Raw genomic sequence first — 22,065 nt, 5'->3', positions numbered from 1 at the left:
CCATTCCCTGAAGCGTGCAAGCTCGGTGCGCTTGGTCTTTCGATCTTGAGGAACCATGGGTAGACACGCTTCTCTGATTGGCATTCTGACGCTATTGGCCGTGACACTGCTGGCAAGTTGGAGCCTTGGTTCCGTAATGACCCGGGGTCGGCAATCTTATGTTGTGCCTGCAAAGCCACCGGCGACTGATATCCGCCTCACATCGCCGGATCATGTGTCGATCGCCGGAACATTCACGCCCGGATGTGTCGACCGTGCGCCCAGCGTACTGCTGCTTCACGGTATTGGAGCATCACGGCAGGCAACCGCGGAAAACGCATCATGGCTTGCGAGCCTTGGTTACGCGACGCTGACGATCGACTTTCGAGGGCATGGCCAGTCAGACGTCACAGCCGGAACGTTTGGCTACAAGGAGGGGTTGGACGCGCTCACAGCCTTCAAATGGCTGCGCAAGCGCCAGGGAGATGCACCTATAGCGGTCTTGGGCGTGTCCCTCGGAGGGGCCGCAAGTTTGATCGGGGAAGGTGGCGTTCTCCCAGCCGACGCCATGATCTTACAGGCGGTCTACCCTGACCTACGGCACGCGATCGCCAATCGGCTCAAGGGTAGATTGCCATGGTTGTTGGCCGTCGTCGCCGAACCGCTCCTGAGCTTCCAAGCGCCGCTGAGGTTTGGCGTGTTGCCAGGACGCTTGGCGCCGTTGCGTGCCTTGGCTGAATACCGTGGTCCTGTCCTGGTAATTGGCGGCGATTTGGATCGCGCGACGCCGCCGACCGAAACCCAGCAGATGTTCGATGTCGCATCGATTGGAAGCGAACTCTGGCTGGTTCCTGGCAAAGACCATGGCGCCGTCACCAACCTTACTGGCTCCGCATACAGGTACCGGATCGCGTCATTCCTGAAGCGGACCATCGGACCGGCATTTTTGTGCGAGAAGGCCGATCTTCCAGAGCGCGAGCATTCGAAAGGCATGGTCTTGACAGGCCGTCAGTGTCCGAACCTATGTCCCGCGTCGTTGGATCTCACCTGACTGCGGACCGTCCGAACCGGTCGAACCAGTCCCAACCTTCACAACGACGTCCACCCAGCGGCTTCTTCTACCTTCGTGCCAAGAAAGCCCCCCATGACCCGCATGCCCATCCTGCTCCGCAGCCTCGTTCTCATCCTCGCCCTTGCGGCGTCAGTGGAAAACGTCGCGGCGGCGAATTGCAAGAGTTACGCGACGTGCCGGGAGGCCGTCACAGCCTGGTGCGCCGGTCAGCATAACGGCGCGGACCGCGACGGCGACGGCATTCCCTGCGAGAACGTCTGCCGCTCCCGTGCCGATGTCGTCGCGATCATGGCTGAGATCGGTTGCTCGCGGTGAGGCGCGTGGCGCTCGTAGGCGCCCGCTCTCGAGGCGCCTAGATATCCAGCTGGTAGGTCAGCGGCACGAAGCGGTAGCCGCCGTCGATCGTCTCGGCGTAGCCGGCGGCGGGGAACGGCATGTGGTAGCCGATGAACAGCGCGCCGGTCTTGGCGATCTCGCCGAAGACCTTGTGCCGCATCGCGATGGCGGCCTTCTTGTCCATGTCGAACTTGACCTCCCAGTCCGGCTTCTGCAGCGAGGCGACGAAGTGATTGGCGGTGTCGGCGGTGAGCCAGAGCGTCTTGTCGCCCTCGACCAGCTTGAAGACGAGATGCCCCGGCGAGTGGCCGAAAGCCTCGTGCGCGGTGAGGCCCGGGACGATCTCGGCGCCCTCGGCGATGAAGCCGATGCTCTCCTTCAGCGGCACGACGTTCTTGCCGACCATCTCGGCATTCTGCGCCCGCGCCCCGGCCTTCGCCTCGGCCGAGGTCCAGAAGTCGAACTCGACCTGGCCGGCGATGTAGCGCGCCTTCGGGAAAGCCGGCTTACCATTTTCCATCAGCCCGCCGATGTGGTCGCCATGCATGTGGGTGAGGACGACGATGTCGACATCCTCCGGCGCGTAGCCTGCCTCCGCCATGCGCTGGGTGAGGAGGCCCGTGCCGTTGGCCCGGCCGCCCTCGCCCATGCCGGTGTCGAACAGCACCAGCGTGCCGCCCTTCTCGACAAGGACCGGGCAGAAGCCGGTGACGAACTTCGTCTCCGGCAATGAGTTCGCCCGCATCAGCGCGGCGACGGCCTCGGCCGTCTGGTTCTCGCCGAAGGTCGGGAACGGACCGTCGCCCGGCCGCAGGCCATCGAGCACCACGGTGACCACCGCCTCGCCAAACGCGAAACGAAACCATTTCGGCGAGGCAGCGGCTTTCTCCGCCGCGGGCGCGACGGCGCTGGCCGACTGCGCCAGGGCAGCGCCGCCGAACAGGAGAGAGGTCGACGCGCCGGTGGCGACGGCGGCGAGCTTCATGGCGTTGCGGCGGCTGACCAGGGTCTGGTCGGTGCGGCTGTCGTCGGTCATCTCTTGTCTCCTCGTGGGGAAAGCGGTCGCCGGCGCGAAACCGGCGCTGCGGCCACAACTGGTCGCGGACCGGGCCGGCTCAAGGGAAGGACACGCCGAGTTGACCCGCGCCGCCGCGGCGTGGCACGCCGTCATTCCCAGCGCATCCTATCACCGGCCGCCGCGTCGCGGTAAGGCAGGCTTAGAAATTCTCCGGCTCCTTGGTATCGCCCGTGAAACGCATCGTGCCCCTCGTGCTCGCCGTCGCCCTGTTCATGGAAAACATGGACTCGACGGTGATCGCGACGTCGCTCGCCACCATCGCCCGCGACATCGGCACCAACCCGATCGCGCTGAAGCTGGCGCTGACGAGCTATTACGTCTCGCTGGCGGTGTTCATCCCGATCTCCGGGCGGATCGCCGACAAGTTCGGCGCCAAGACGGTATTCCGCTGGGCGATCGGCGTGTTCGTCCTCGGCTCGCTCGCCTGCGCCATCGCGAATTCGCTGGAAGGCTTCGTCGCCGCGCGCTTCCTGCAAGGGATGGGCGGGGCGATGATGACGCCGGTCGGCCGGCTGCTCCTGGTGCGCTCGGCTGCGAAAGCCGATCTGGTCTCGGCGATGGCCTGGTTCAGCATTCCCGCGCTGATCGGACCGCTGGTCGGACCGCCGATCGGCGGCGCCATCGCGACCTACGCCGACTGGCGCTGGATCTTCCTGATCAACCTGCCGATCGGCCTTGCCGGTATTCTCCTCGCCACCCGTTTCCTGCCGGAGGTCGAGAAGATCCCCGGCATCCGCTTCGACTGGACCGGCTTCGTGCTGTCGGGCATCGCCTGCGCCGGCGTGGTGTTCGGGCTTTCGGTGGTCTCGCTGCCGGCGCTGCCGCCGGCCCTCGGGCTCGGCCTCGCCTCTCTGGGCGCAATGTCGGCGCTGCTCTACGTCCGCCACGCGCGGCGCCACCACAACCCGGTGCTGGAGCTGCGGCTGCTCGCCATCCCGACGCTGCGGGCGGCGGTGATCGGCGGCGCAGTGTTCCGCATCGGCGCCGGCGCCGTGCCTTTCCTGTTTCCGCTGATGCTGCAGATCGGCTTCGGCTACACGCCGCTCGAATCCGGCGTGATCAGCGCGGTCTCGATCGGCGGCGCGATGATGATGAAGTTCCTCGCCAAGCCGATCCTCAAACGCTTCGGCTTCAAGCAGACGCTGATCGGCACCGGCGCGATCGGCGGCATCTTCGTGATGATGATCGGCTTCTACCGGCCGGAGACGCCCGTGCTGGTGCTGGTGGTGCTGCTGTTGATCGGCGGCTTCTTCCGCTCGCTGTTCTTCACCTCGATCAACACGCTGGCCTTCGCCGACGTGCCGACCGCCAAGGCCGGCGACGCGACGGCACTGCTTGCCGCCTTCCAGCAGGTGGCGATCGCCGGCGGGGTGGCGGTGGCCGGCGCCATCCTCGAGATCGGGCTGCTGGTCGGCGATACCGGAGTCTCGACGCTTGGTGACTTCTCCGCCGCCTTCCTGATCGTCGGGGCAATCACCGTCTTCGCCGTCGCCGCCTTCCTGAAGCTGCCGCAGTCGGCCGGGTCGGAGATTTCCGGGCGACGCATCCCGGCGGAATAGGCCGATCGATCTTCTCCCTCGGGTGGGGAGACCGGCGCGCCGGGACCGGTCAGCCGAGCGGCGAGACGTCCTCGTCTTCGTCCACCGCGACAGGCTTGCGGCCCTTGAACCCCTTGGCCAGGAGGTAGAGCTCGACCGAGTCCTCGCGGCTCGCCGGCGGCTTCACGTGGTGCACGCTGGTAAAATTCTGCTTCAGCATGGTGAGGAGGTCGCCCTCGGTGCCGCCCTGGAAGGTCTTGGTGAGGAAATGCCCGCCGGGCTTCAGCACCTTGACCGCGAAGTCGGCGGCGACCTCGCAGAGATACATGGTCTTCAGGTGGTCGGTCCGGCGGTGGCCGGTGGTCGGCGCGGCCATGTCGGAGAGGACGATGTCGGGCGGGCCGTCGAGCGCATCCAGCAGCTTCTGCGGCGCCGTCTCGTCGAGGAAATCGAGTTCCAGGATTGTCGCGCCGGCGATCGGATCGACCGGCAGGTAGTCGATGGCCGCAACGCGCGACTCCGCCGTTGCCGAGGCGCAGCGCTCGACGGCGATCTGCGTCCAGCCGCCGGGCGCCGCGCCGAGGTCGACGACGCGCATGCCCTTGGTCAGGAGCTTGTAGCGGTCGTCGATCTCGGTCAGCTTGTAGGCCGCGCGCGAACGATAGCCGTCGGCCTTCGAGCGGCGGACGTAGGGGTCGTTCAGATGTCGCTCGAGCCAGGCGCGCGAGGACGCCTTCAGCTTGCCCTTCTTGACCCGGACGGTCAGCCCGCGGTCGTCGCCGCGGCCGCCGCTCATGCCCGGCCCCGCGGGGAGATCGTCTTCATGCCAATACCTTCTGGCGCACCGGGGCGCCCTTGCGCCAGACACCGTCGGCGACCATCATTTCCGTGAGCAGGCCCTCGCGCAGGCCGCGATCGGCGACGCGAAGGCGCGGTGCCGGCCAGACCCTGCGGATTGCCTCGAGAATAGCGCAGCCGGCCAGCACCAGGTCCGCCCGGTCGCTGCCGATGCAGGGATTGGCGACGCGCTCCTCGAAGCTCCAGCCGGCGATCCGCGCCACCAGTTCGCTCACTTCATCGTTGGTCAGCCACAGTCCGTCAACCTGCCGGCGGTCGTAGCGCTCGAGATTGAGGTGCACGCCGGCGAGCGTCGTCACCGTGCCGGAGGTGCCCAGCAAGTGGAAATCGCCGGTGCCGACGAGGTCCGCGAGCTTGTCGCGGCCCTCGAAACTCTCGATGCGCTCGACGACGGAGGCGATCATCGTCTCGAACAGCGCCGGCGTCACGTCGCGGCCGCCGTAGTGCTCGGCGAGCGAGACGACGCCGACGGGCAGCGACGTCCAGGCGACGATGTGGTTCGACAGCCGGCGCGAATAGCCTTGCCGGAGGTCGAGCAGCGCGATCTCCGACGAGCCGCCGCCGATGTCGAACAGCACCGCCCCCTTGGCGCCCCGGTCGACGAGCGAGCCGCAGCCGGAGACCGCAAGACGCGCCTCGCTCTCGCGGCTGACGATCTCGAGGTCGAGCCCGGTCTCGCGCTTCACCCGCTCGATGAACTCCTCGCCGTTCGCCGCCGCGCGGCAGGCCTCGGTCGCGATCAGCCGGGCGCCGGCCACTTGCCGGGCGGCGAGCTTCTGGCTGCAGATCGTCAGCGCCGCCACCGCGCGGTCCATGGCGGGGGCGGCGAGCCGGCCGGTGCGGCCGAGCCCCTCGCCCAGCCGGACGATGCGCGAGAAGGCGTCGATCACCCGGAACTGACCGGGCCGCGACGGCACGGCGACGAGCAGCCGGCAATTATTGGTGCCGAGGTCGAGCGCGGCATAGACCGGCGGCCGGTCGTCCGCCACCGGCTGCGGCGGGCGCTGCGGCTGGGACGGCGCCCGCACACCCTCGCCGGAGGTCGGCGAAAGCCGCGCCGGCTGCGGCACGCTCGCCGGGATGGCACCCGCCTGCCCGCCGGGCTCGCCGCCCGGACGTGCCGCGCCACGCCGACGGCGGCGCCGGCCGGGTTTGGCCTCGCGCGCTTCGCTGGCAGCCGCCACGGCAACCGGCGCCTCGACCTGAGGCGCCCCGGTGCCACCGCTGCCGCGCCGACGTCGCCGCTTCTGCCGCTTGGTGAGGCTCGCCTTCGCACCCGGATCATCAGTACCGGGCGCATCCCGCTCCCCGCGGGCCGGGCCTTTGCCGGCCGCAGAGCGCGGCGAGGCGGCGGGCGCGTTGCGGCCACCCCGCGGGGCGCCGGCCTTCGACGCGCCGTCGCCCGACGGGCTCTTCTCCAGAGGTAGCTGCTCTCGAAGTGGCAGTTCGAGAGACGGCTGGCCCGAGACGTCCTGGCGCGGCGCGTCCGCTCGCGGAGCCACCGATCTCGGCTGATTCGGCCGCGGGCCATCCGAACCGGAAACGCCGGCGCGCTGAAAATCTGCGCGCGGCCCATCCGGCCGCGCCGCGTCGTTGTCGGGTCGCAGAGCCGGGCCGGCGGTCTTAGCACGGCCGGGCGCCGAAATGCCGTCAGGCCCGCGCCCGCTCTCTTCCCGCATTACTGTCGACGGCGGCTGCAGTCTCCCGGTACGTTCATCGATGCTCACTATTTCTCTCCGGCACAGAGCGGCCGTGGAGGCTGGCCCGTGCGCCTTGGTTCCTTGGTTAAGGCGAGTGTATCAAGCCGGCGGGCAAGCACAAGGGAGCCCCGCCGCCGCCCCACAGGAAGGCGGCCAGCGCCAAAGGGATTGCCGGGAGACGCCCCTCCCCGGCAGACCGCTTCACCCGCCCCGAAACCCACAAAAGCGCAGCCTGAACACCGCCCCGCTCATTCTCCCGGGAAAAACGCCACAGGGTGGGTTCCCTTCGCCGCGATGTAGCGCTATAAGCCCTCCCGACCGGCGCCCTCTACGCGCCGTTCTCCTGCTGGGGAATAGTTTAAGGGTAGAACAGCGGACTCTGACTCCGCTAGTCTTGGTTCGAATCCAGGTTCCCCAGCCAGCTTACATCAAGCTTATGTAATCATTGTAGTTTTCGGTGGCTGAGAATCCGCTCGGCCCTTTCGCCACTCGATGTGCCCAAACCTGTAGCCCAGAGGTGGTGCCCATCGGCGTCTCCTCGGGCTCGCGGCTCAAGGGGTCCGGTCGGTGGCGACTCGGCATGACACAAGCAATCTCGAACGGCGCGGCCACACCTTCTACTGGCGCGCGCGCGTACCAACGCGCTTCCGGAAGGTGTCGCGCCAAGCCCGCCTCTCCTTCTCACTTCGGTTGTCCGACCATCACAAAGCAGCCTACATGGCGCGGCGGCTCAACACGCTGCTCGCCGACCTCAGCGTGAGACCAACCGCCGCGATGACCACGAAGGACCAACTCGACCAGCTCTTCCGCGCCGAGATCGAGCGCATGACGGCACATCTCGACGACATCGCCTTCGCCGTTCGACGAAGTGGTGCCGTCGACGACGTCCGCGAAATGGAGGCCGATATCGAAGTCGGCTGGGCGTATCGTCTAATCCAGCTCTTCGGAACGACGCGCGCCCTCAGCTTCGACGCAAACTGTCCGGGCAAGTCGATGCTCTTGCGCCATGGTATCCCCGAGCCGCATGTCGCAACGATCGCCAAGACCTTCCGAGCCGAACAGGCAGAAGCACGCAGCCCCGTTTTCGACCGTGCCGTCCGTCAACAAATGGCTGACGTCGGCCTCGTCGACACGCTGGCCAATCGCGAGCGGGCGAAGATGGAGCTGCATCGCGCGAAAGCCGATGCTCTCCTCAACGTGGCCGAACGCTGGCCGATGATTGACCGCAAGCAGAATGCCTTCGTCGCTACGACGCTGCCCGAGGAGGAACGCGCCAACCTCGTCTTTTCTGCAGACATCGCTGCCAAAGCAGAATCCGACGATCCGTCGGCAGATACAAACGTGCGGGTTCAGCCTGAACCAGAGCTTAGCGTCACGGAGGATGCGGAGAAAATCGCCCTTCCCGTTAAGCCGGCAACAGAGGACGAAGTGGCAGAGGCGGTTCCGCCGACAGTGCTTCCGATTGAGACGCGTACTGCTGAACGTCCAGGGCCTAATGCTGCTATTGCCGGCCGGGTCCTGCATCTTGTTGCATTCGACGTGTCGTATGAGGCACTCGCCCGCAACAATCGTGACAACTGGACCCCTGCCACCGCCAGTGACGTGCGCATGCTTGTGCGGATGTTCCGTGACATACTGGAGGAGAACGACGTCGCGCATTCCGGTGAGATCGGCCAGCAACACGTGGCAGCTCTGCGCCAGCATCTGAACCTCATTCCAACGCGCTACGGACAGAGCTCGCGGCTGCGCATCATGAAGCCCGCAGCGCTTCGCGCCTTTGCGGCCGATGAGATCGCACGCGCTGAACGGCGCGGAGAGGCACCACCCAAGGTTGGACTTTCGGCGGCAACGATCCGCAAGCACCTGGGCAATCTCGACACGTTCCTCAATCATGTCAGGGCCAGCGGCTACATTGTGGCGGATTGGTCGCTGAAAAGCCTTCGACCTCGCAAGCCGAAAGCGGGCACTCTGCGACTGGCGCAGGTAAAGCCATCGCCCGATCAAGTGCGGCCAATCTTCGACCTTCCGATCTTCACGGGATGCCGAGATGCTACAGACCGCCATGTTCCAGGAGATGCGGTATTCCACGGCGGCGTCTACTACCTACCTATGCTGTTCGCTTATCTCGGCGCCCGTCGCAATGAGTTTGCTGGCCTCGAAACGAGAGACGTGCTCGATACACTGCATGGCGCCGCCATTCACATCCGCGCCAACGTTCAACGTAATATTAAGAACGCTCAGTCCGATCGCCTCCTGCCGGTGCCGCCAGAGCTGCTGCGCCTCGGCTTCCTCGATTACGTCCAGACGATCCGAAAGATGGGCTATCGGCAGCTCTTTCCCGAGCTGTTCTCGCCGCTGCTGAAGACGAACGATCCGGGCGACCGCTTCTACAAGGACTTTATTCCGATCGTGAAAGCCTCGCCGCAATTCTCCTCCGATCTGTGGCAACGCTCAATTCATGCCCTCCGGCACGGATTTGCGGACACGATGAAGCAAGCGGGAGTCGACACCGCCATCATCAGCGACATCTCCGGGCGTCTCGGCGAATCTGAAACAGCGCTGCGCTACACGAATGTCGCCGGACTTCCGTTGATCAAGAAGCAGCTAGAGAAGTACCCGGTCATCACCGGGCACCTTAAGACGCGTTCGGTGAACCTTTTGCCGTGGGTTGAGAACGAGGAACTACCGCCTTGGGCGGGCAAGAAGCCGGGAGATCGGTTTCGGAAATGATTTCCGTTCAGTCGGAGAACGCACTGTGTCGCGGATGGGCCGTATGCGGAACGGCAGCTATCCGCGAAGGCGCCTGGGAAGCGGACTGGCAACTTTCGACCCAATTCAGCCGCTTGGAATGCTAGTTGGTAGCCTTTGAAGCGGACGTTGCCTCCCCGCGCCCGCTCGATCCGCCGAACTGCAATGACCTGCCAGGCCAGTCTCAAAGTCCGTCGACAAGGGCGGGGCGAGCGAGTTCGTCCAAGACTACCCGGATCTGCGGCGCCATCTGGCGATTGAGGGTCCAAACTGCATTCAGCGGCGGACGAACCCTGGTTCGGCCCTCGAGGACGGAGACGAGGCTCCCGTCCTTGATAGGCGTCCGCACGACGGTCTCCGGCATCTGGCAAAGCCTGGCTCAGCGAATGGCATCACAATGACGGCCTCACCATCTTCGCACCGATGGGTTCGCGGCGGCTTGAGGACGCTCGACTTCCTTGCCCCGACCTGAAAGTCTCTTTGAACTCTGCGAGATCCAGACAGTCGAACGGGCAAAGGGACTAGTGTGATGCCAAGGGGGAGGTTTCGTACCGAGCCAGTAAGTCGGCAGGATTGTCGTAGATCCCCACGGCACCCGCTCCCGTCAGCACTTTGTCGTCGAACCCGCTGCTTCGCTTTCGCCTCTGCCTCTCTCACTTCCGCTTCCAAGACATCCGCTCATCGCCCAAAATGCCGGAAGTTTCTCGAAAGTCCATCGTCCCACGATACGATCGACGCCTTGAATGACGAACTCGGAATGAGCCGCGGGACCTTCACGCGGCTGTTCAAGCAGGAAACTTGGTGCAGCTTCGTGGAATGGCGGCAGAAGGCATGCCCTTTATCAGCGCTTCCGAAACTGGCCGAAGACCACAGCGTGACCGCCACCGCCCTTGATCTCCTGCCGGCCGTCACTGTCGCGCAGGCGTTCGTCGAGTTGGTCGCCTCGCTCGTTTACAAGCGGGTCATGCCGAGAACGGACGTTGGCGAGTAGACTGCGGTCGTCTGAGACGGTGGCGTTCGGTGGCCTGCCGCTTACCGTCTGACAGCGTCAGGTCGTTGGGCCTTTACCCGCAATGGGTGCTACAGGTACTTTATGACAATTGAAGCGGACATCAAGACATTGCCAGCTGGGTCCATGCCCGACTGGGATTCCCGTATGCTCCGCCGCGCCATCAAGGCTGCTGGGGTCGCACTTTGGTCCTGGAACGTCGACACCGACGCTTTGGATCTCGACGATCGCGCTGCGGAACTCTGGGGCCTTCCCGCCAGACAGGCGGTGACGTTCGAGGCCCTGTCGGCCCACATCCACCCGGCGGACCGCGACAGGGTGCGCTCCGCGTTCTCCGCGACACGCGCGATCACCGGCGCCTACGAGATCGATTTTCGGGTGATGATCGAAAGCGAGGTCCGATGGGTCTCCGCGCGCGGCCAAGGTAATGACGAAGACATCAGCCATCGAACGATGTTCGGCATTTTCCTCGACGTGACGGGTCGCAAGCAGGCGGAGGAGGCCAACGAGCTTCTGGCCGGCGAGATGAGCCATCGGGTCAAGAACCTCTTGGCCATCGCCTCTGGCCTCACCAACATCACGTCGCGTTCCACCTCTACGTCTGCGGAGATGGCGAAGGAGCTGACGCACCGCCTGACAGCCCTCGGGCGCGCCCATGATCTCGTTCGACCGCTTCCGGGAGGGCAAGGGTCCGCCGCACTTCTTGGTGACCTCCTGACGGTTCTGTTAGCACCATACGACGACCTCGGCGCCTTCAGCGGACGCATACGCGTCTCGGTTCCACGCATGGGCGTCGGCGAGGCCGCGGCGACCACGCTTGCCTTGGTGATCCACGAGCTTGCTACGAACTCGTTAAAGTACGGCGCGCTGTCCTCAGATGACGGAGTTTTGGACATTTCATGCGACACGCCGGGCGAGGAGTTGACGATCGTCTGGACAGAGCGTGGCGGTCCGGCGGTGAAGCCTCCAGAGGGCGTGGGTGGTTACGGCTCCAAGCTGGTCAGCCGCAGCGTCTCGACCCAGCTTGGCGGGTCCATCGACTACGACTGGCATCCCGAAGGAATCATCGTGACGCTGAAGGTGCGGTCCGACGCACTGACGGACTAGGACAGACGATATCGTCCCGTTCGTGTGACCCGCGGACACGTTGATGCAACCGATCCCAGTCTAAAACGTCATGCCTTCGGACATTTTCAGAAGCCTGCTTGCCGCGAAGATGCCCATAACCAAGCAACTGACTTGCTCGGGCATAGAAGGGCATCAGGAGTGGCAGACCGTCCAAGCGTCGACGACGAGATACTTATCGTATCAGGCACAAGCCAGGATCCCTTCGCGTCCGCGGTGCGCGCGACCCGAATGCCGATGTTGATTTCGGACCCCAACCTCCCGGACAACCCGACAGTCTTCTGCAACGACGCCTTTCTTGAGATGACCGGATACTCGCGCCACGAGGTCCTTGGCCGGAACTGTCGCTTCCTACAGGGGCCCGCCACCCGCGCCGCGGATATCCAGAAAGTGCGCTCCGCGATCGCGGTGCCGGAGTCGGTTCAGGTCGATATCCTTAACTACCGGAAAGACGGCACGACGTTCTGGAACGCTCTGCTGATGTCGCCCGTGTTCGCCGACGGAAAACTCGCTTACTTCTTCGCCTCGCAGATGGACGTGACCGAACGCAAGCGGGCGGAGGAGCACAGCTTCCTGCTCAACCGCGAGCTTGACCACCGGGTCAAAAACACATTGGCCACCGTTCAAACCATCGTCCATCAAACGCTCAAGAATTCGGCCGTGCCGTCCAACGTCGCCAACGCGGTGTCCGGGCGGATACAGGCCCTGGCGCGTAGCCACGACGTCATGACACGCGAGGCATGGGCCAGCGCATCTCTTGGCGACGTCGTGAGAAATGCCCTCGATCCCGTCCACGAGAAGGTGGGCGATAGGTTGTGCGTCGACGGTCCCGAGGTCCGGCTGAGACCGCGGATCGCGACCATGCTGTCGCTGGCCATGCATGAGTTGGGAGAAAACGCGGTCAAGCACGGGGCCTTTGGAAGCCCCGCGGGAACGGTCAACGTCCGATGGTCGCTTGGTGAGGGGCGCCTGAGGCTCGTATGGCACGAGCAGGGCGGACCGGAGGTTTGGGTTCCAAACTCAAAAGGCTACGGTGTCACGATAGTGGAACGAGTACTGGCTGCCGAGTTCGGCGGCATGGCCAAGATCGAGTACGCCCCCGGAGGGATCGTGTTCACGTTGGATGCCCCCTCGGAAGGACTGGATGCCGAGAGAACGGAATGGGCTGCCCCGTAACGTCGGCCGCGCGACCAACTCGGCACAATGGGATCGCATGACGCGGAAGGTGGTCAGCAAGTGAAAACGCCTGTGTCCGCAGATTTCAATCCAATTGTTCGCTCAGCGTAACTTGTCGCTAGCGGCGCCGTTGCCAAATCCAGCACCTTCTCCAGCTTAGTGAACGTTTAACCGCGAATCTTCTTAAATCCTTTCCGTGCACATGCGATGCCAACTTCTGCCAACTGGACGCATTAAGCCTCCATGAATGGTAGCGGGAAGTCCGGCATGATAGATCAGAAACGGGAAGCAGAGCGCGCGCAGGCGCTGGAATGCCTTGCGATCCTCGACACTCCCCCGGAGCGGGAGTTCGACGCTTTGGCATCTTTGGCACGTCGTCTGTTCGCCACGAAGGCGGCGTCGTTCACGCTGATCGACCGGGACCGCCAGTGGTTCAAGGCACGTTTCGGCATGCCGGATTCGGAAACGGCACGCGGTCCCTCTCTCTGCGCATGGGTCGTCGAAAACGAAGAGCTGCTGGCCCTATCGGACGCGACACTCGATCCGCGTTTCGCTTCGAGCCCGTTGGTGCACGGCGATCCGAAGATCCGCTTCTACTCGGGCGCCCCAGTTTCGGCGCGTTTGGCATGCGGTGGGTACGTTCCAGTCGGGTCACTTTGTGTCATCGACGATCAGCCTCGCGACCTCGACGAAGGCGAACTCGCGTTGCTGAAGGAACTCGCATGCATTGCCGAGGCGCTGCTGGAAGCACGGATGGTGGCGGCGCGTTCGGTCGAGGTCGCCGAGGCCCTGCGAGACAACAACACTCGCCTCGAGCGCGAACGCCGGATCTTCAAGCAAGCCGAGAGGATTGCCGACATGGGTACTTGGCGGCTCAGTCTGGAAGACAACCGTACCGAATGGTCCGATGGGATCTACGCGATCCACGAACTGCCCATCGGCTTAAAGCCTTCGCGGGACGAGGCGCTCCAGTTTTACCCGGAGGCGGACCGCGTTCGCCTTAGCGAGACCCTTACATCGGCAGCAGAAAGCGGCGAGCCGTTCGAAATCGAAGTGGACTTCGTTACGGCAAATGGCGGCCTGAAGCGGGTCCGTTGCATGGGTGACGTAGAGAAGGTCGGCGAACGACCCGTTGCCCTTGTCGGTGTTCTCCATGACATTACGGGGCGGTACGTCATGGAGCGCGAGTTGCTCCGGATCAGCCGCACTGACGATCTGACGGGACTCGCGAACCGCGCCGAGTTCAACCGCGTTCTCGACGATCGCCTGCTGGAGAGTGAAGCTTCAGGTGCTGGCCTTGCGGTCCTCCTGATGGACCTCGACGGGTTCAAGGCACTCAACGACAGGCTCGGTCACGCGATGGGCGACGAGGCATTGCGGCGTGTAGGCAAGCGCCTGCGTGATGCCTGCCTTGATGACTGCTTCGCAGCTCGCCTTGGAGGCGACGAGTTCGCCGTGATCGTGTCTGGTGGCATGGCGCCTGCGGATTTCAAACGGCTGATTGACTACCTCTTGGGTGAGCTCCGCATGTGGGTTGGCGAGCCGGGGCGGATCCTCCCGATCAGCGGGACGATCGGCTGCGCATGGTCCAGCGATGTTCCCGGGGGACGCGAGATCCTCATGAAGTGCGCCGACGCGGCCCTCTACGCTGCGAAGCGGGCCCAGAAGGGAACAGCGTCCATCTATGTTCCCGTTGCCCGCTTGGCGGAAGCCATATGATGTCGGCGCCACATTGGCATTGATCTGAGCCTGAAGTTGTCGCCGCCGCACTGGCGGACAAGTGCTGGAGCGGGAAGGCATCTGGCGCGACCACCGACCATTCGTCCGGCTTCGGGCTCTGGAACGGGGTGACGAACCCAATACTGCGCCTACCATGTTGTCGATGCACCATTACCAGACCAACTTCGATCCCTCACGAAGCGCCGGCCTCCACCGATTGAGCGAGTTCGTCGCCAGGGCTGGCCACCACTACTCCGCCGGACGCAACACGGACAGAGGACCCGGGGAGCCGACTGCCGTCTCGAAACTCTCGCCCTACCTCCGGTATCGCCTCGTGACCGAGCACGACGTTGTGGCGGCGGTGCTTGAACGGCACGGCCTCGGGCCGGCCGAGAAATTCGTGCAGGAGGTGCTCTGGCGGACCTACTGGAAAGGTTGGCTGGAAATGCGGCCGTCGGTCTGGACCCGGTTCGTCGAGGAACGGGATGGCCAGCGTAAGACGTTTCCCAACAAGCGCGCGTTGGCTACGGCCGAGAGCGGTTCGACTGGCATCGACGGTTTCGACGATTGGGCCCGAGAGCTCGTCGAGACGGGCTATCTCCACAATCACGCGCGGATGTGGTTCGCGTCGATCTGGATCTTCACGCTGCGCCTGCCTTGGACGCTCGGCGCCGATTTCTTCCTGCGCCACCTTGTCGACGCAGACGCTGCTAGCAACACACTGTCCTGGCGGTGGGTGGCGGGCTTGCAGACGGTGGGCAAGACCTACCTCGCGACGGCAGACAACATCGCCCGTTACACCGACGGCCGCTTCGCGCCCACTGGGCTTGCGACAAAAGCGTTCGAGATCACCGAGCCGGCCGTCGCGCGGCCTCATCCCTTACCCGAGCTAGCAAGACCACACGAAGCGGCAAGGTCCCTTCTGCTCGTGACGCCGGACGACCTCGACCCAGAATCGGTCATCCACGCCGACGTTCCGATCGAGGCCGCCATCGTGGCAACCTCTGCAGATTGGCTATGGGGAGACGGCGCCCGAGGCTTCGTCGAAGAGGCATCCAAGGATGCAGCATCTCGGATCGCGGCAAGTTTCCAGATTGATGCTAGCGTGTCGATTGATCCCGACGCCGCAACGCTGGCAGGCGCGGCGCACTCGGCTGGCGTGCGACAGATTTTGACGGCCTACGCTCCCGTAGGACCCGTCGCCGATACACTGGCAAGACTGACATCTGATCTTACGACCGAAGGGATCACCCTAGTTCAGGTTCGCCGGAAGTGGGACGATCTCTTCTGGCCACACGCGACCAAAGGCTTCTTCAAGTTCAAGGAGCGGATGCCGGAGCTGCTGCGTGAACAGGGTTTGCAGTAAAGGCTCGCCTCGCTGGAGGTTTAGTGGGGGGCGGGTGACGAAGGGGTGGGGCGCAACGCTCGCCCACGCGCCGAAGGACGCTCCCGTCGAACACCTCCGGAAGGCCTACTCCCGTTGAGCCTCAACCCGTTGCGCCTCGCGCCCGGCGTCATTATGCGGGAGATGCCGAAGAAGTTCTGGCGGAACGTGCCGGAGGCTGCACTCATCTCCGAGCTGATCGCTGTAGCGCGGTCCCGCGAGATCGGAATGACTGCGCAGGCCAGGAGCGCGTCCCGCAGCTACGAGCCGACGTCTATCGAGGCGCTGCGCGACGAAATCCGCGGACAGGTGAACCTCGACGCCACCGACCGTCCGCTGTCGCTGATGGGGGTCTCGCTGAACATCACGGCCCGCAAGGAAGCCGAGGAGCATCGCAAGCTCCTGGCCCGCGAGCTGAACCACCGGGTCAAGAAGTTGCTCGCGACCGCTCAGTCGGTGTTCGCCCAGTCCCTGCGCACGGCCTCGTCGCTCGAGGACGCCTGCCGGATCGTGAAGGACCGGATGCAGGCGCTGTCCGCCGCGCAGGATCAGCGGCACGAAGGCCGCGGCCGACAACGAGGACTGCTCCCGCTGCCAGCCGCGGGCGTAGCGGCGCACCGCATCGTAGCCGCCCTCGTAGCCAAGCCCCCGCAGATCCTCGCAGATCCGGATCAGCGTCAGACGCTAGCGGGCAGGACGGGCGTCATTGGCAGCCAGGATACGATCAAGCTCGGGCTTCCAGGCGCCGAGCTTGGGCATCGGCTGCACCGAGCGCTCGCAATCGAACGCCGTCTCGTCCGAGCGCAACACCTTGCGCACCGTGTTGCGAGAGACGTGGAGTTCGTGGACGATCTCCTTGATCGTTCGGCCTCGCACGAAGAACTCGCGCCGAATGCGCGCAACTGTATCCACGCCCTTCATCCCCCGCCCGCCTGTCTTCCAGAGGAAAACGCGGATTCTTCAGATCCATCGGATGGGGGTCAATTTTGGACGCCAATGACCCCGTCTAGGGGGCAATTGCACGCCGAATTACACGTACTCAATCGAAGGGCCCGGCGAGCGTGATACCAGCCGGGCCCGATTGCGGTGCAAGGACTGTGTGAGATCCCTGCGTCCGATGTAGCTGCAGAAAATCCCGAATCGATTAAGACGGCGCTCGCTTCGCGATCACACTGCCGCGAGTAAAGGCATTGGCAGCGCTCCTAGGCGTGCTTGCCGTCTTGCGAGGCCTTCGCCTTGGTCGTGCGGCGCTTCTTGGCCTTCGCCTTCTTCTCGTCCGGGTCGCTCGACCGTTGCGCCAGAGCCGCCGCATGGACTCGATCAGCCTTCTTGGGATCACCGTCCGCGTCGTTGATCACTGCTAAAAAAGCTGCCCGAACGATATCGCCCTTGGAGGCCTCCGGGTACTTTTCCTTGACGGCGGCAATCAGGGCCTTCGGCTTCATTTCAGGCGCCGCGAGTTCAGAGACAGTGACGGCTATGTTCTCGATCAAGCTTGGCATTGGTACAGCTCCGTACATTCATGTGATCGTCACAAACGCACATCGTGCACTGTCATAGTCAACACTCCCCGTTGCGAGGTCGTTTGCGGAACGTCAGGAGAGGACGCCCTGAGGAAGGTCTAGCGCCTTCCCGATGGCCTCGATCTCTGTCCTGGTGGCACTCCCGCCGCTCTCTATCCCGATCAGGCGGCTGACGGACATGCCGGTCCGGCTTGCGACGTACTGGATCGGCAGACCGGCATGGTGGCGGAAAGCCTTCGACATCGAGAAGCCGTTGCCTATCATCGTCACGACGGCGTCGGGGAACTGCACTTCGCTCATTTCCGGGTTCCTCGCTGTTGCGTTCATGCGGACGAGTACGCCGGATCAGACTTAGTTTTGTGACGATCTGCGTCATCTGGCGCCTACGATGGCTTCGCCTTCCCTGTCAGGAAGTCCGATTGCCGGGCGCTTTCGATCTCAGCCGCGTTGAAGCCGAATCCGCTGTTGATCGCCTTGTCCAACATGCCCGCCTCGATCATCGTCCTGATGCGGCGTCGATCCAGATCGGTAAGGGCTTTCGTCCGGACGAGGCCCAGTTTCTGCAGCAGTCGGATCGCGGTCTTCGACATCGGTGAACGCTCTGGAGTTCGGCTCTGGAAATGTCCCGGAATACCGGAAGGTTCACTGAGTTCAAGCCCGACGATGCCGATATGGTTGACGACTCGCCGCGTCCACTTCGTCGATGCCGACATGCCGGACTCCGCCGAGGGGATGAAGCTCGCGCATTCCGTACGTGGACGATGGCCGCCGGTGACGATCATCGTGACGTCGGGAGATCCGGACGTCACGCTCCGCGACCAGCCACCGCAGACTCTCCTGGTTACGAAACCATACAAGAGCGAGACTGTTGTTGCAGCTTTGCGACACGTGCCGGCCCGTTGAATGTTCTGAAACGTACGGAGGATTCAAGGGCTTGCCTCGAGTTGGCGAGACCGCCATTCATATCGGCGATAATCCGAATGGCATAAGCAATCTCGAGAGATCCGCATGGGCGTCGTCGATTTCCCAACCGTCGATGAAGACGACGTCCGCGTCGTCGCCGCCCTCGTTTCCGTCGCCAAGAAGAGCCGTGCCATTCTTACGATCCGTCTCGCCCAGATTGGGCTGAAGCCGGGAGAAGATGAGATCGTGACCGCCTTGCAGGATGGCGGAACGAAAAGCATGTCGCAGCTCGCGGCCTCGATGTCCGTGCGCTTCACGACTGTCGTCCGCTGCATCGACGATCTCGAAGCTCGGGGCTATGTGGACCGCGTCGCGGGCCCGCTAGTCAGGCTTTCGCAGGCCGGCCATGACCTGCTGCCGCAGATTTCCAGCTCCCAGCTCCGAGTAGCCCGTGACCTCCGCAGGGTCGTCGGAAGCGCTCGGCTTGATCAAATCGTCGAAGCCCTCAAAGATCTCGATGCCGGGCTCGACGGCACTGTCAAACCGGTCCGCTGAATATTCAAGCTCCTCTTCGGGACCGACATCGAACCACTCGTCGAAACCGACGCGAAAGGCCACTTCCACTCCGACGCGGCGGAACAGCTCGGAGACCGGTGTTGGTCCGTGCGACACATGGCGAGTGTCCAGCAAGACAAGATCGACGAATTCGGTGCGGACCATCTCGAGAGCCCTATCGACCGTGGGCGCTATACCGACGATGTTTCCACCGCCTTGCGAGATCGAGGATACGGTGGTTCGGGATGCGATCGGGTCGTCCTCGACGAGCAGGACTTTCCGATCGACATAGTCGCAATCATGCGACAGGAACATTCCGACCTCCTAGCCCGTGACTGCTCCCTCCGAGCAATCGGCGAATCGGTGGTGACCCGAGTGGTGCCGCCGTTCAGGGTTAGAAGATCACGACGAAATGAAGGCGGCAACCCGAACGTGTGATGTGTCGCAACGGAAACTGGTGACCGTCGAAGCTGTGGACGCTACTCGTCCGTCAACTTCAGCTGATCTCGGAAGCGGACCGTCGCGACCACCCGTCCGTCCTCGCCCGCTATGTCTATATGCTGACCGTCGATCTCTTCCCCGGACCGTACGCTTTCGGCGAGCATCTCTCGAGCGGACGCTTCGGCTTCCGCTACGGCCGCTTTCAGATCGGCGAAGTCGAGACCCTCGGGGTCTTCGATGATCTCGCCGCAGTCATGAAGGTTGAGAAAATATCTGGGCATCGCGATCTCCGTTCAGGAGACCGAATGGACTACAGTTCGCAGTGGTTGCAGCGTCCAGCGTACAGTCGCGGGCAAATTCTCACCAGACGGCATACCCTTCAATGCTTGATGCCGCGATTTCGGCCCTTCAGGCCGAAACGCGATCCGGCTCGGGAACGTTATGCCGTCCATCGTCGAGAAGCGGGAAGAGCTTGGCATATTCCTCTTCGGGTATGCCGTAGGACCCGGATGCGACCTTGATCAGGCCCTTCCGATCGAGAACCTTGATGTTCCCGCGTGTGGACTTGATCAGATGCAGGCCTTCGAGGACATGCAGTTCGGTGGTGATCCCCGACCGCCTGACCGTCAGCATCAGCGCAAGGAATTCGTGCGTCAGGCCGAGATCGTCGCCGTCGACCCGGTCGTGGCACATCAGGATCCAGCGGGCGAGACGCTGAGATATCTTGTAGCGAGCGGTGGCAAGAAGAGTGTGGCTGACCTGCACGTGCAGCGACTGGCCATACCGCAGGGCCGCCGTCCGCAACGGTGCGCACTCGACGAGGCATTTCCGGAAGTCCGCCGCAGACATCGTCCAGCCGTTCCCGGCGATCTGCATGACCGTCTCGTTGGACGACGTCGACATCTCCGACGCGATCTCAGAACCCGCCATTCCGTCGCGACCGATGTGACCGGCTTCGGTGCTGACACCCTGGTCGCCCACGACGACGACCGAACACATGCCGGCTTCGAGAAAGAATACGTCGTCGATCATCGTTCCGGCGTCGTCCAGCTTCATGCTTTGCGGCAAATCCACGCGGCGAAGGTAGGGGCGTATCAACGCGAAATCGGATGGACTCAGGGAGCGGAGCAGTTGGTTCCGGATGTTCCCGTCCGGCATGACATGGATGTCGCTCAGCACTTCCATCGTCAATGCTCCTGTTGCCGGAAGCATTACCGTACGCGCTAAATTACTAAGAGACCAACGACTTCAGACCTCGGAAGGCGTTGCCGACTGGCTCCAGGCGCCGCAAATTAGGTTTTCCAATCTAACCGTCTGTTTCACCTACCGAATTGGAAGAGCGCTACCGACTGACCGCGGAACTGTTCGGTATCGAACATTCGTGATGAACTGCTAGTGGATGCTCGAGCTGCCTCGGATCGCCTGTCTGAAGTCGCTTCTGAGCCCCTCGGTGAATTTGACAACCTGAAGAATAGTCCCGTTTTCGTCGGTGATCTCGAAGCTGTTGTCGAGCACGGAAGGCGCATTATCCCTGATCTGCGCGGCGATCATATCCCGTGCCCCGGCTTTCGCATCCTCGACCGCAGTCGCGAGATCAGGAAACTCGGTGCCGTCGTCGTCGATTACCAGGATGCCGTCGATACGCAGATTGAAGAAATACATCGGCAGCCAATTGCTCCAGCCACACGGTCGAATGCTGCTGGCGGTGGAATGTTTCATCATTGACCAGAAGGCTTGTTGACGCTTGCGTGTTGGCGTCGCCTCTCGATCTCGGCGACGACCCTGCCCTGCGCTTCGACAACGATGGCAGACTCGTTCTTGCAAAGCACACGCCACAATATCAGAGCAGCCGGTGTTCGAAGGGACGCCCGGAAATTCGCGATCATCGTTCGCCATTTGACGCACTCCGCGTGCAGTCTCATAAGCTTCTCGTCTGAGAGAGTCACGAGATCGGTCGCATCAGAATACTCGACCGCAGCTGGCAGATTCGGGTTTGAGATCGGAATTCCAATCCGACGGAACGGCCTCCTTCAGCCGCCCCTTGCAAACTGTGCGCTTTCTGACGGTTGTCAATCGGAAGCAGCTTTCAGTGGCGGGTCGGCCTCGGCTTCTCTGGTAGGGCGATCACAACCTTGCTCGCCGCAGCCTTCCGTTCCGCCCTCAGCCGCAGGGTCTTCGCTATCCGCGCCTCGAAGTCGGCGGCGATGACGTCCATGCCGCTACCCCTCGCATGACGCTCGTCGATGTTCTGAAAGTAATCTCGGCAGCCGGCAGGGACTTCGGATCGTAAAGGTGCCGCCACTCGCGCTTAACCCGCATCGACGTGGCCCGTCAGCTCGTCCGGGATCCCCAGGCCGCGGCTCATGTGGATCGCCTCGCCTGCGGTCGCCGGGTATCCCGCCTCGATCTCCTCGATCCTTGCCACCGCGATGCCCGTCCGGACAGCGAATGCGGTCGTCGACATGCCGGCGGCCAACCGGAAGACCTTCGCCGGCGCATCGCCCCGACCCAGCGCGACGGAGACGGTCTTCGGAACTGAATGTCGTGAATCCATGATTGCGATCCTCCCTTTGATGGAAGGAGCGTAGCAGTCCCTGAAAGGCTTGATGCCGACTGTGCAATATCGCCCAGTCCCGCAGATGAAATTAGCAAGCCGAGCAAATGCAGGGCCTTCAGCGTCGGCAAAGGCCCTTGAGGTTGCTGGCGTGGATTGTCAGAAACCGTGCAGTCAGATGGAGGATACGTTTCAGGCGCCTGCGTTGGTCCTGACGATCGGCGCCGGACAATTTGGGAAGATGCCCTGGAGTGACGCAAGGTTACCTGTCAGGTCGCGAAACGCCCGAGGGTCAGGACTCATTGGTCATAGCCAGAATATGACGGTGGCCGCGAGCGCGATGGCGGAGAAGAAGACGGTTGGACAC

The 22,065-nt window shown here is 63.4% G+C and carries 21 protein-coding genes, 1 tRNA gene and 2 pseudogenes; 12 read left to right on the top strand and 12 right to left on the bottom strand.

Annotated features, from left to right (window positions below):
* Positions 1-55 precede the first annotated feature (55 nt).
* A complete protein-coding gene (locus ACZL02_RS00120; protein WP_472938177.1) occupies positions 56-1,030 on the top strand; it encodes an alpha/beta hydrolase in 975 nt (324 codons plus the stop codon).
* 93 nt (positions 1,031-1,123) lie between these two features.
* Complete coding sequence (locus ACZL02_RS00115) at positions 1,124-1,366, top strand: excalibur calcium-binding domain-containing protein (protein ID WP_472938176.1); 243 nt, start codon at positions 1,124-1,126, stop codon at positions 1,364-1,366.
* A 37-nt stretch (positions 1,367-1,403) separates the two neighbouring features.
* Here ACZL02_RS00115 and ACZL02_RS00110 read toward each other — a convergent pair whose 3' ends face one another.
* Complete coding sequence (locus ACZL02_RS00110; RefSeq protein ID WP_472938175.1) at positions 1,404-2,423, bottom strand: MBL fold metallo-hydrolase; 1,020 nt, start codon at positions 2,421-2,423, stop codon at positions 1,404-1,406.
* Between the two features lie 212 nt (positions 2,424-2,635).
* Between ACZL02_RS00110 and ACZL02_RS00105 the strand changes: the two genes are divergently transcribed.
* Positions 2,636-4,024: an MFS transporter gene (locus ACZL02_RS00105; protein WP_472938174.1), complete on the top strand. Its 1,389-nt coding sequence runs from the start codon at positions 2,636-2,638 to the stop codon at positions 4,022-4,024.
* Between the two features lie 49 nt (positions 4,025-4,073).
* On the opposite strand, the gene ACZL02_RS00100 is transcribed toward ACZL02_RS00105, so the two are convergent.
* Positions 4,074-4,799 (bottom strand): RlmE family RNA methyltransferase, encoded by a 726-nt coding sequence (locus ACZL02_RS00100; RefSeq protein WP_472938173.1) that lies wholly within the window; start codon positions 4,797-4,799, stop codon positions 4,074-4,076.
* Between the two features lie 25 nt (positions 4,800-4,824).
* Complete coding sequence (locus ACZL02_RS00095; RefSeq protein WP_472939073.1) at positions 4,825-6,282, bottom strand: Ppx/GppA phosphatase family protein; 1,458 nt, start codon at positions 6,280-6,282, stop codon at positions 4,825-4,827.
* Positions 6,283-6,908: 626 nt separating this feature from the next.
* On the opposite strand from ACZL02_RS00095, the gene ACZL02_RS00090 reads away from it, so the two are divergent.
* The 8 genes and pseudogenes from ACZL02_RS00090 to ACZL02_RS00055 form a co-directional block, all read left to right on the top strand.
* A tRNA-Gln gene (locus ACZL02_RS00090) sits at positions 6,909-6,982 on the top strand.
* Positions 6,983-7,128: 146 nt separating this feature from the next.
* Complete coding sequence (locus ACZL02_RS00085) at positions 7,129-9,291, top strand: DUF6538 domain-containing protein (protein WP_472938172.1); 2,163 nt, start codon at positions 7,129-7,131, stop codon at positions 9,289-9,291.
* 757 nt (positions 9,292-10,048) lie between these two features.
* Complete coding sequence (locus ACZL02_RS00080; protein WP_472938171.1) at positions 10,049-10,300, top strand: hypothetical protein; 252 nt, start codon at positions 10,049-10,051, stop codon at positions 10,298-10,300.
* A gap of 165 nt (positions 10,301-10,465) precedes the next feature.
* Complete coding sequence (locus tag ACZL02_RS00075; protein WP_472938170.1) at positions 10,466-11,425, top strand: sensor histidine kinase; 960 nt, start codon at positions 10,466-10,468, stop codon at positions 11,423-11,425.
* Between the two features lie 249 nt (positions 11,426-11,674).
* Positions 11,675-12,619, top strand: a complete 945-nt coding sequence (locus ACZL02_RS00070) for an HWE histidine kinase domain-containing protein (protein ID WP_472938169.1) — start codon at positions 11,675-11,677, stop codon at positions 12,617-12,619.
* 267 nt (positions 12,620-12,886) lie between these two features.
* Complete coding sequence (locus tag ACZL02_RS00065; RefSeq protein WP_472938168.1) at positions 12,887-14,338, top strand: diguanylate cyclase domain-containing protein; 1,452 nt, start codon at positions 12,887-12,889, stop codon at positions 14,336-14,338.
* A 334-nt stretch (positions 14,339-14,672) separates the two neighbouring features.
* The gene (locus tag ACZL02_RS00060) at positions 14,673-15,704 is read left to right on the top strand and encodes an FAD-binding domain-containing protein (protein ID WP_472938167.1); all 1,032 of its coding nucleotides are present in this window, start codon (positions 14,673-14,675) and stop codon (positions 15,702-15,704) included.
* 153 nt (positions 15,705-15,857) lie between these two features.
* Positions 15,858-16,247 (top strand): annotated as a pseudogene (locus ACZL02_RS00055) (HWE histidine kinase domain-containing protein); the annotation flags it as partial.
* Between the two features lie 6 nt (positions 16,248-16,253).
* Here ACZL02_RS00055 and ACZL02_RS00050 read toward each other — a convergent pair.
* The 4 genes and pseudogenes from ACZL02_RS00050 to ACZL02_RS00035 form a co-directional block, all read right to left on the bottom strand.
* A pseudogene (locus ACZL02_RS00050) lies at positions 16,254-16,643 on the bottom strand (IS21 family transposase); the annotation flags it as partial.
* Positions 16,644-16,924: 281 nt separating this feature from the next.
* A complete protein-coding gene (locus ACZL02_RS00045; protein ID WP_472938165.1) occupies positions 16,925-17,224 on the bottom strand; it encodes a hypothetical protein in 300 nt (99 codons plus the stop codon).
* Positions 17,225-17,317: 93 nt separating this feature from the next.
* Positions 17,318-17,545 (bottom strand): helix-turn-helix domain-containing protein, encoded by a 228-nt coding sequence (locus ACZL02_RS00040; protein WP_472938164.1) that lies wholly within the window; start codon positions 17,543-17,545, stop codon positions 17,318-17,320.
* Between the two features lie 83 nt (positions 17,546-17,628).
* Positions 17,629-18,027 (bottom strand): hypothetical protein, encoded by a 399-nt coding sequence (locus ACZL02_RS00035; protein ID WP_472938163.1) that lies wholly within the window; start codon positions 18,025-18,027, stop codon positions 17,629-17,631.
* Positions 18,028-18,253: 226 nt separating this feature from the next.
* Here ACZL02_RS00035 and ACZL02_RS00030 point away from each other — a divergent pair, with 226 nt between their 5' ends.
* A complete protein-coding gene (locus tag ACZL02_RS00030; protein WP_496258364.1) occupies positions 18,254-18,703 on the top strand; it encodes a MarR family transcriptional regulator in 450 nt (149 codons plus the stop codon).
* Positions 18,704-19,182: 479 nt separating this feature from the next.
* On the opposite strand, the gene ACZL02_RS00025 is transcribed toward ACZL02_RS00030, so the two are convergent.
* The 5 genes from ACZL02_RS00025 to ACZL02_RS00005 form a co-directional block, all read right to left on the bottom strand.
* Positions 19,183-19,425, bottom strand: a complete 243-nt coding sequence (locus tag ACZL02_RS00025) for a DUF6894 family protein (RefSeq protein WP_472938161.1) — start codon at positions 19,423-19,425, stop codon at positions 19,183-19,185.
* Between the two features lie 127 nt (positions 19,426-19,552).
* Entirely contained in the window at positions 19,553-20,329 is a 777-nt protein-coding gene (locus tag ACZL02_RS00020) for a Crp/Fnr family transcriptional regulator (protein WP_472938160.1), read from the bottom strand.
* A 207-nt stretch (positions 20,330-20,536) separates the two neighbouring features.
* Entirely contained in the window at positions 20,537-21,040 is a 504-nt protein-coding gene (locus ACZL02_RS00015) for a DUF6894 family protein (RefSeq protein ID WP_472938159.1), read from the bottom strand.
* Positions 21,041-21,230: 190 nt separating this feature from the next.
* Entirely contained in the window at positions 21,231-21,359 is a 129-nt protein-coding gene (locus ACZL02_RS00010) for a hypothetical protein (protein WP_472938158.1), read from the bottom strand.
* Between the two features lie 93 nt (positions 21,360-21,452).
* Positions 21,453-21,698, bottom strand: coding sequence for a helix-turn-helix domain-containing protein (locus ACZL02_RS00005; RefSeq protein WP_472938157.1), 246 nt, complete (start codon positions 21,696-21,698; stop codon positions 21,453-21,455).
* Positions 21,699-22,065: the final 367 nt, after the last annotated feature.

The organism is Mesocryomonas fontinalis (assembly GCF_055730125.2).
This window is presented reverse-complemented; position numbering and strand designations above follow the sequence as displayed.

Excerpts from the sequence above, each read along its gene's own strand:
- ACZL02_RS00120 (WP_472938177.1), top strand. The coding sequence starts at position 56 with ATGGGTAGACACGCTTCTCTGATTGGCATTCTGACGCTATTGGCCGTG.
- ACZL02_RS00115 (WP_472938176.1), top strand. The coding sequence starts at position 1,124 with ATGACCCGCATGCCCATCCTGCTCCGCAGCCTCGTTCTCATCCTCGCC.
- ACZL02_RS00110 (WP_472938175.1), bottom strand. The coding sequence starts at position 2,423 with ATGACCGACGACAGCCGCACCGACCAGACCCTGGTCAGCCGCCGCAAC.
- ACZL02_RS00100 (WP_472938173.1), bottom strand. The coding sequence starts at position 4,799 with ATGAGCGGCGGCCGCGGCGACGACCGCGGGCTGACCGTCCGGGTCAAG.
- ACZL02_RS00075 (WP_472938170.1), top strand. The coding sequence starts at position 10,466 with ATGCTCCGCCGCGCCATCAAGGCTGCTGGGGTCGCACTTTGGTCCTGG.
- ACZL02_RS00070 (WP_472938169.1), top strand. The coding sequence starts at position 11,675 with ATGCCGATGTTGATTTCGGACCCCAACCTCCCGGACAACCCGACAGTC.
- ACZL02_RS00065 (WP_472938168.1), top strand. The coding sequence starts at position 12,887 with ATGATAGATCAGAAACGGGAAGCAGAGCGCGCGCAGGCGCTGGAATGC.
- ACZL02_RS00045 (WP_472938165.1), bottom strand. The coding sequence starts at position 17,224 with ATGCCAAGCTTGATCGAGAACATAGCCGTCACTGTCTCTGAACTCGCG.
- ACZL02_RS00040 (WP_472938164.1), bottom strand. The coding sequence starts at position 17,545 with ATGAGCGAAGTGCAGTTCCCCGACGCCGTCGTGACGATGATAGGCAAC.
- ACZL02_RS00035 (WP_472938163.1), bottom strand. The coding sequence starts at position 18,027 with ATGATCGTCACCGGCGGCCATCGTCCACGTACGGAATGCGCGAGCTTC.
- ACZL02_RS00030 (WP_496258364.1), top strand. The coding sequence starts at position 18,254 with ATGGGCGTCGTCGATTTCCCAACCGTCGATGAAGACGACGTCCGCGTC.
- ACZL02_RS00025 (WP_472938161.1), bottom strand. The coding sequence starts at position 19,425 with ATGCCCAGATATTTTCTCAACCTTCATGACTGCGGCGAGATCATCGAA.
- ACZL02_RS00020 (WP_472938160.1), bottom strand. The coding sequence starts at position 20,329 with ATGGAAGTGCTGAGCGACATCCATGTCATGCCGGACGGGAACATCCGG.
- ACZL02_RS00015 (WP_472938159.1), bottom strand. The coding sequence starts at position 21,040 with ATGGCGAACGATGATCGCGAATTTCCGGGCGTCCCTTCGAACACCGGC.
- ACZL02_RS00010 (WP_472938158.1), bottom strand. The coding sequence starts at position 21,359 with ATGGACGTCATCGCCGCCGACTTCGAGGCGCGGATAGCGAAGACCCTG.
- ACZL02_RS00005 (WP_472938157.1), bottom strand. The coding sequence starts at position 21,698 with ATGGATTCACGACATTCAGTTCCGAAGACCGTCTCCGTCGCGCTGGGT.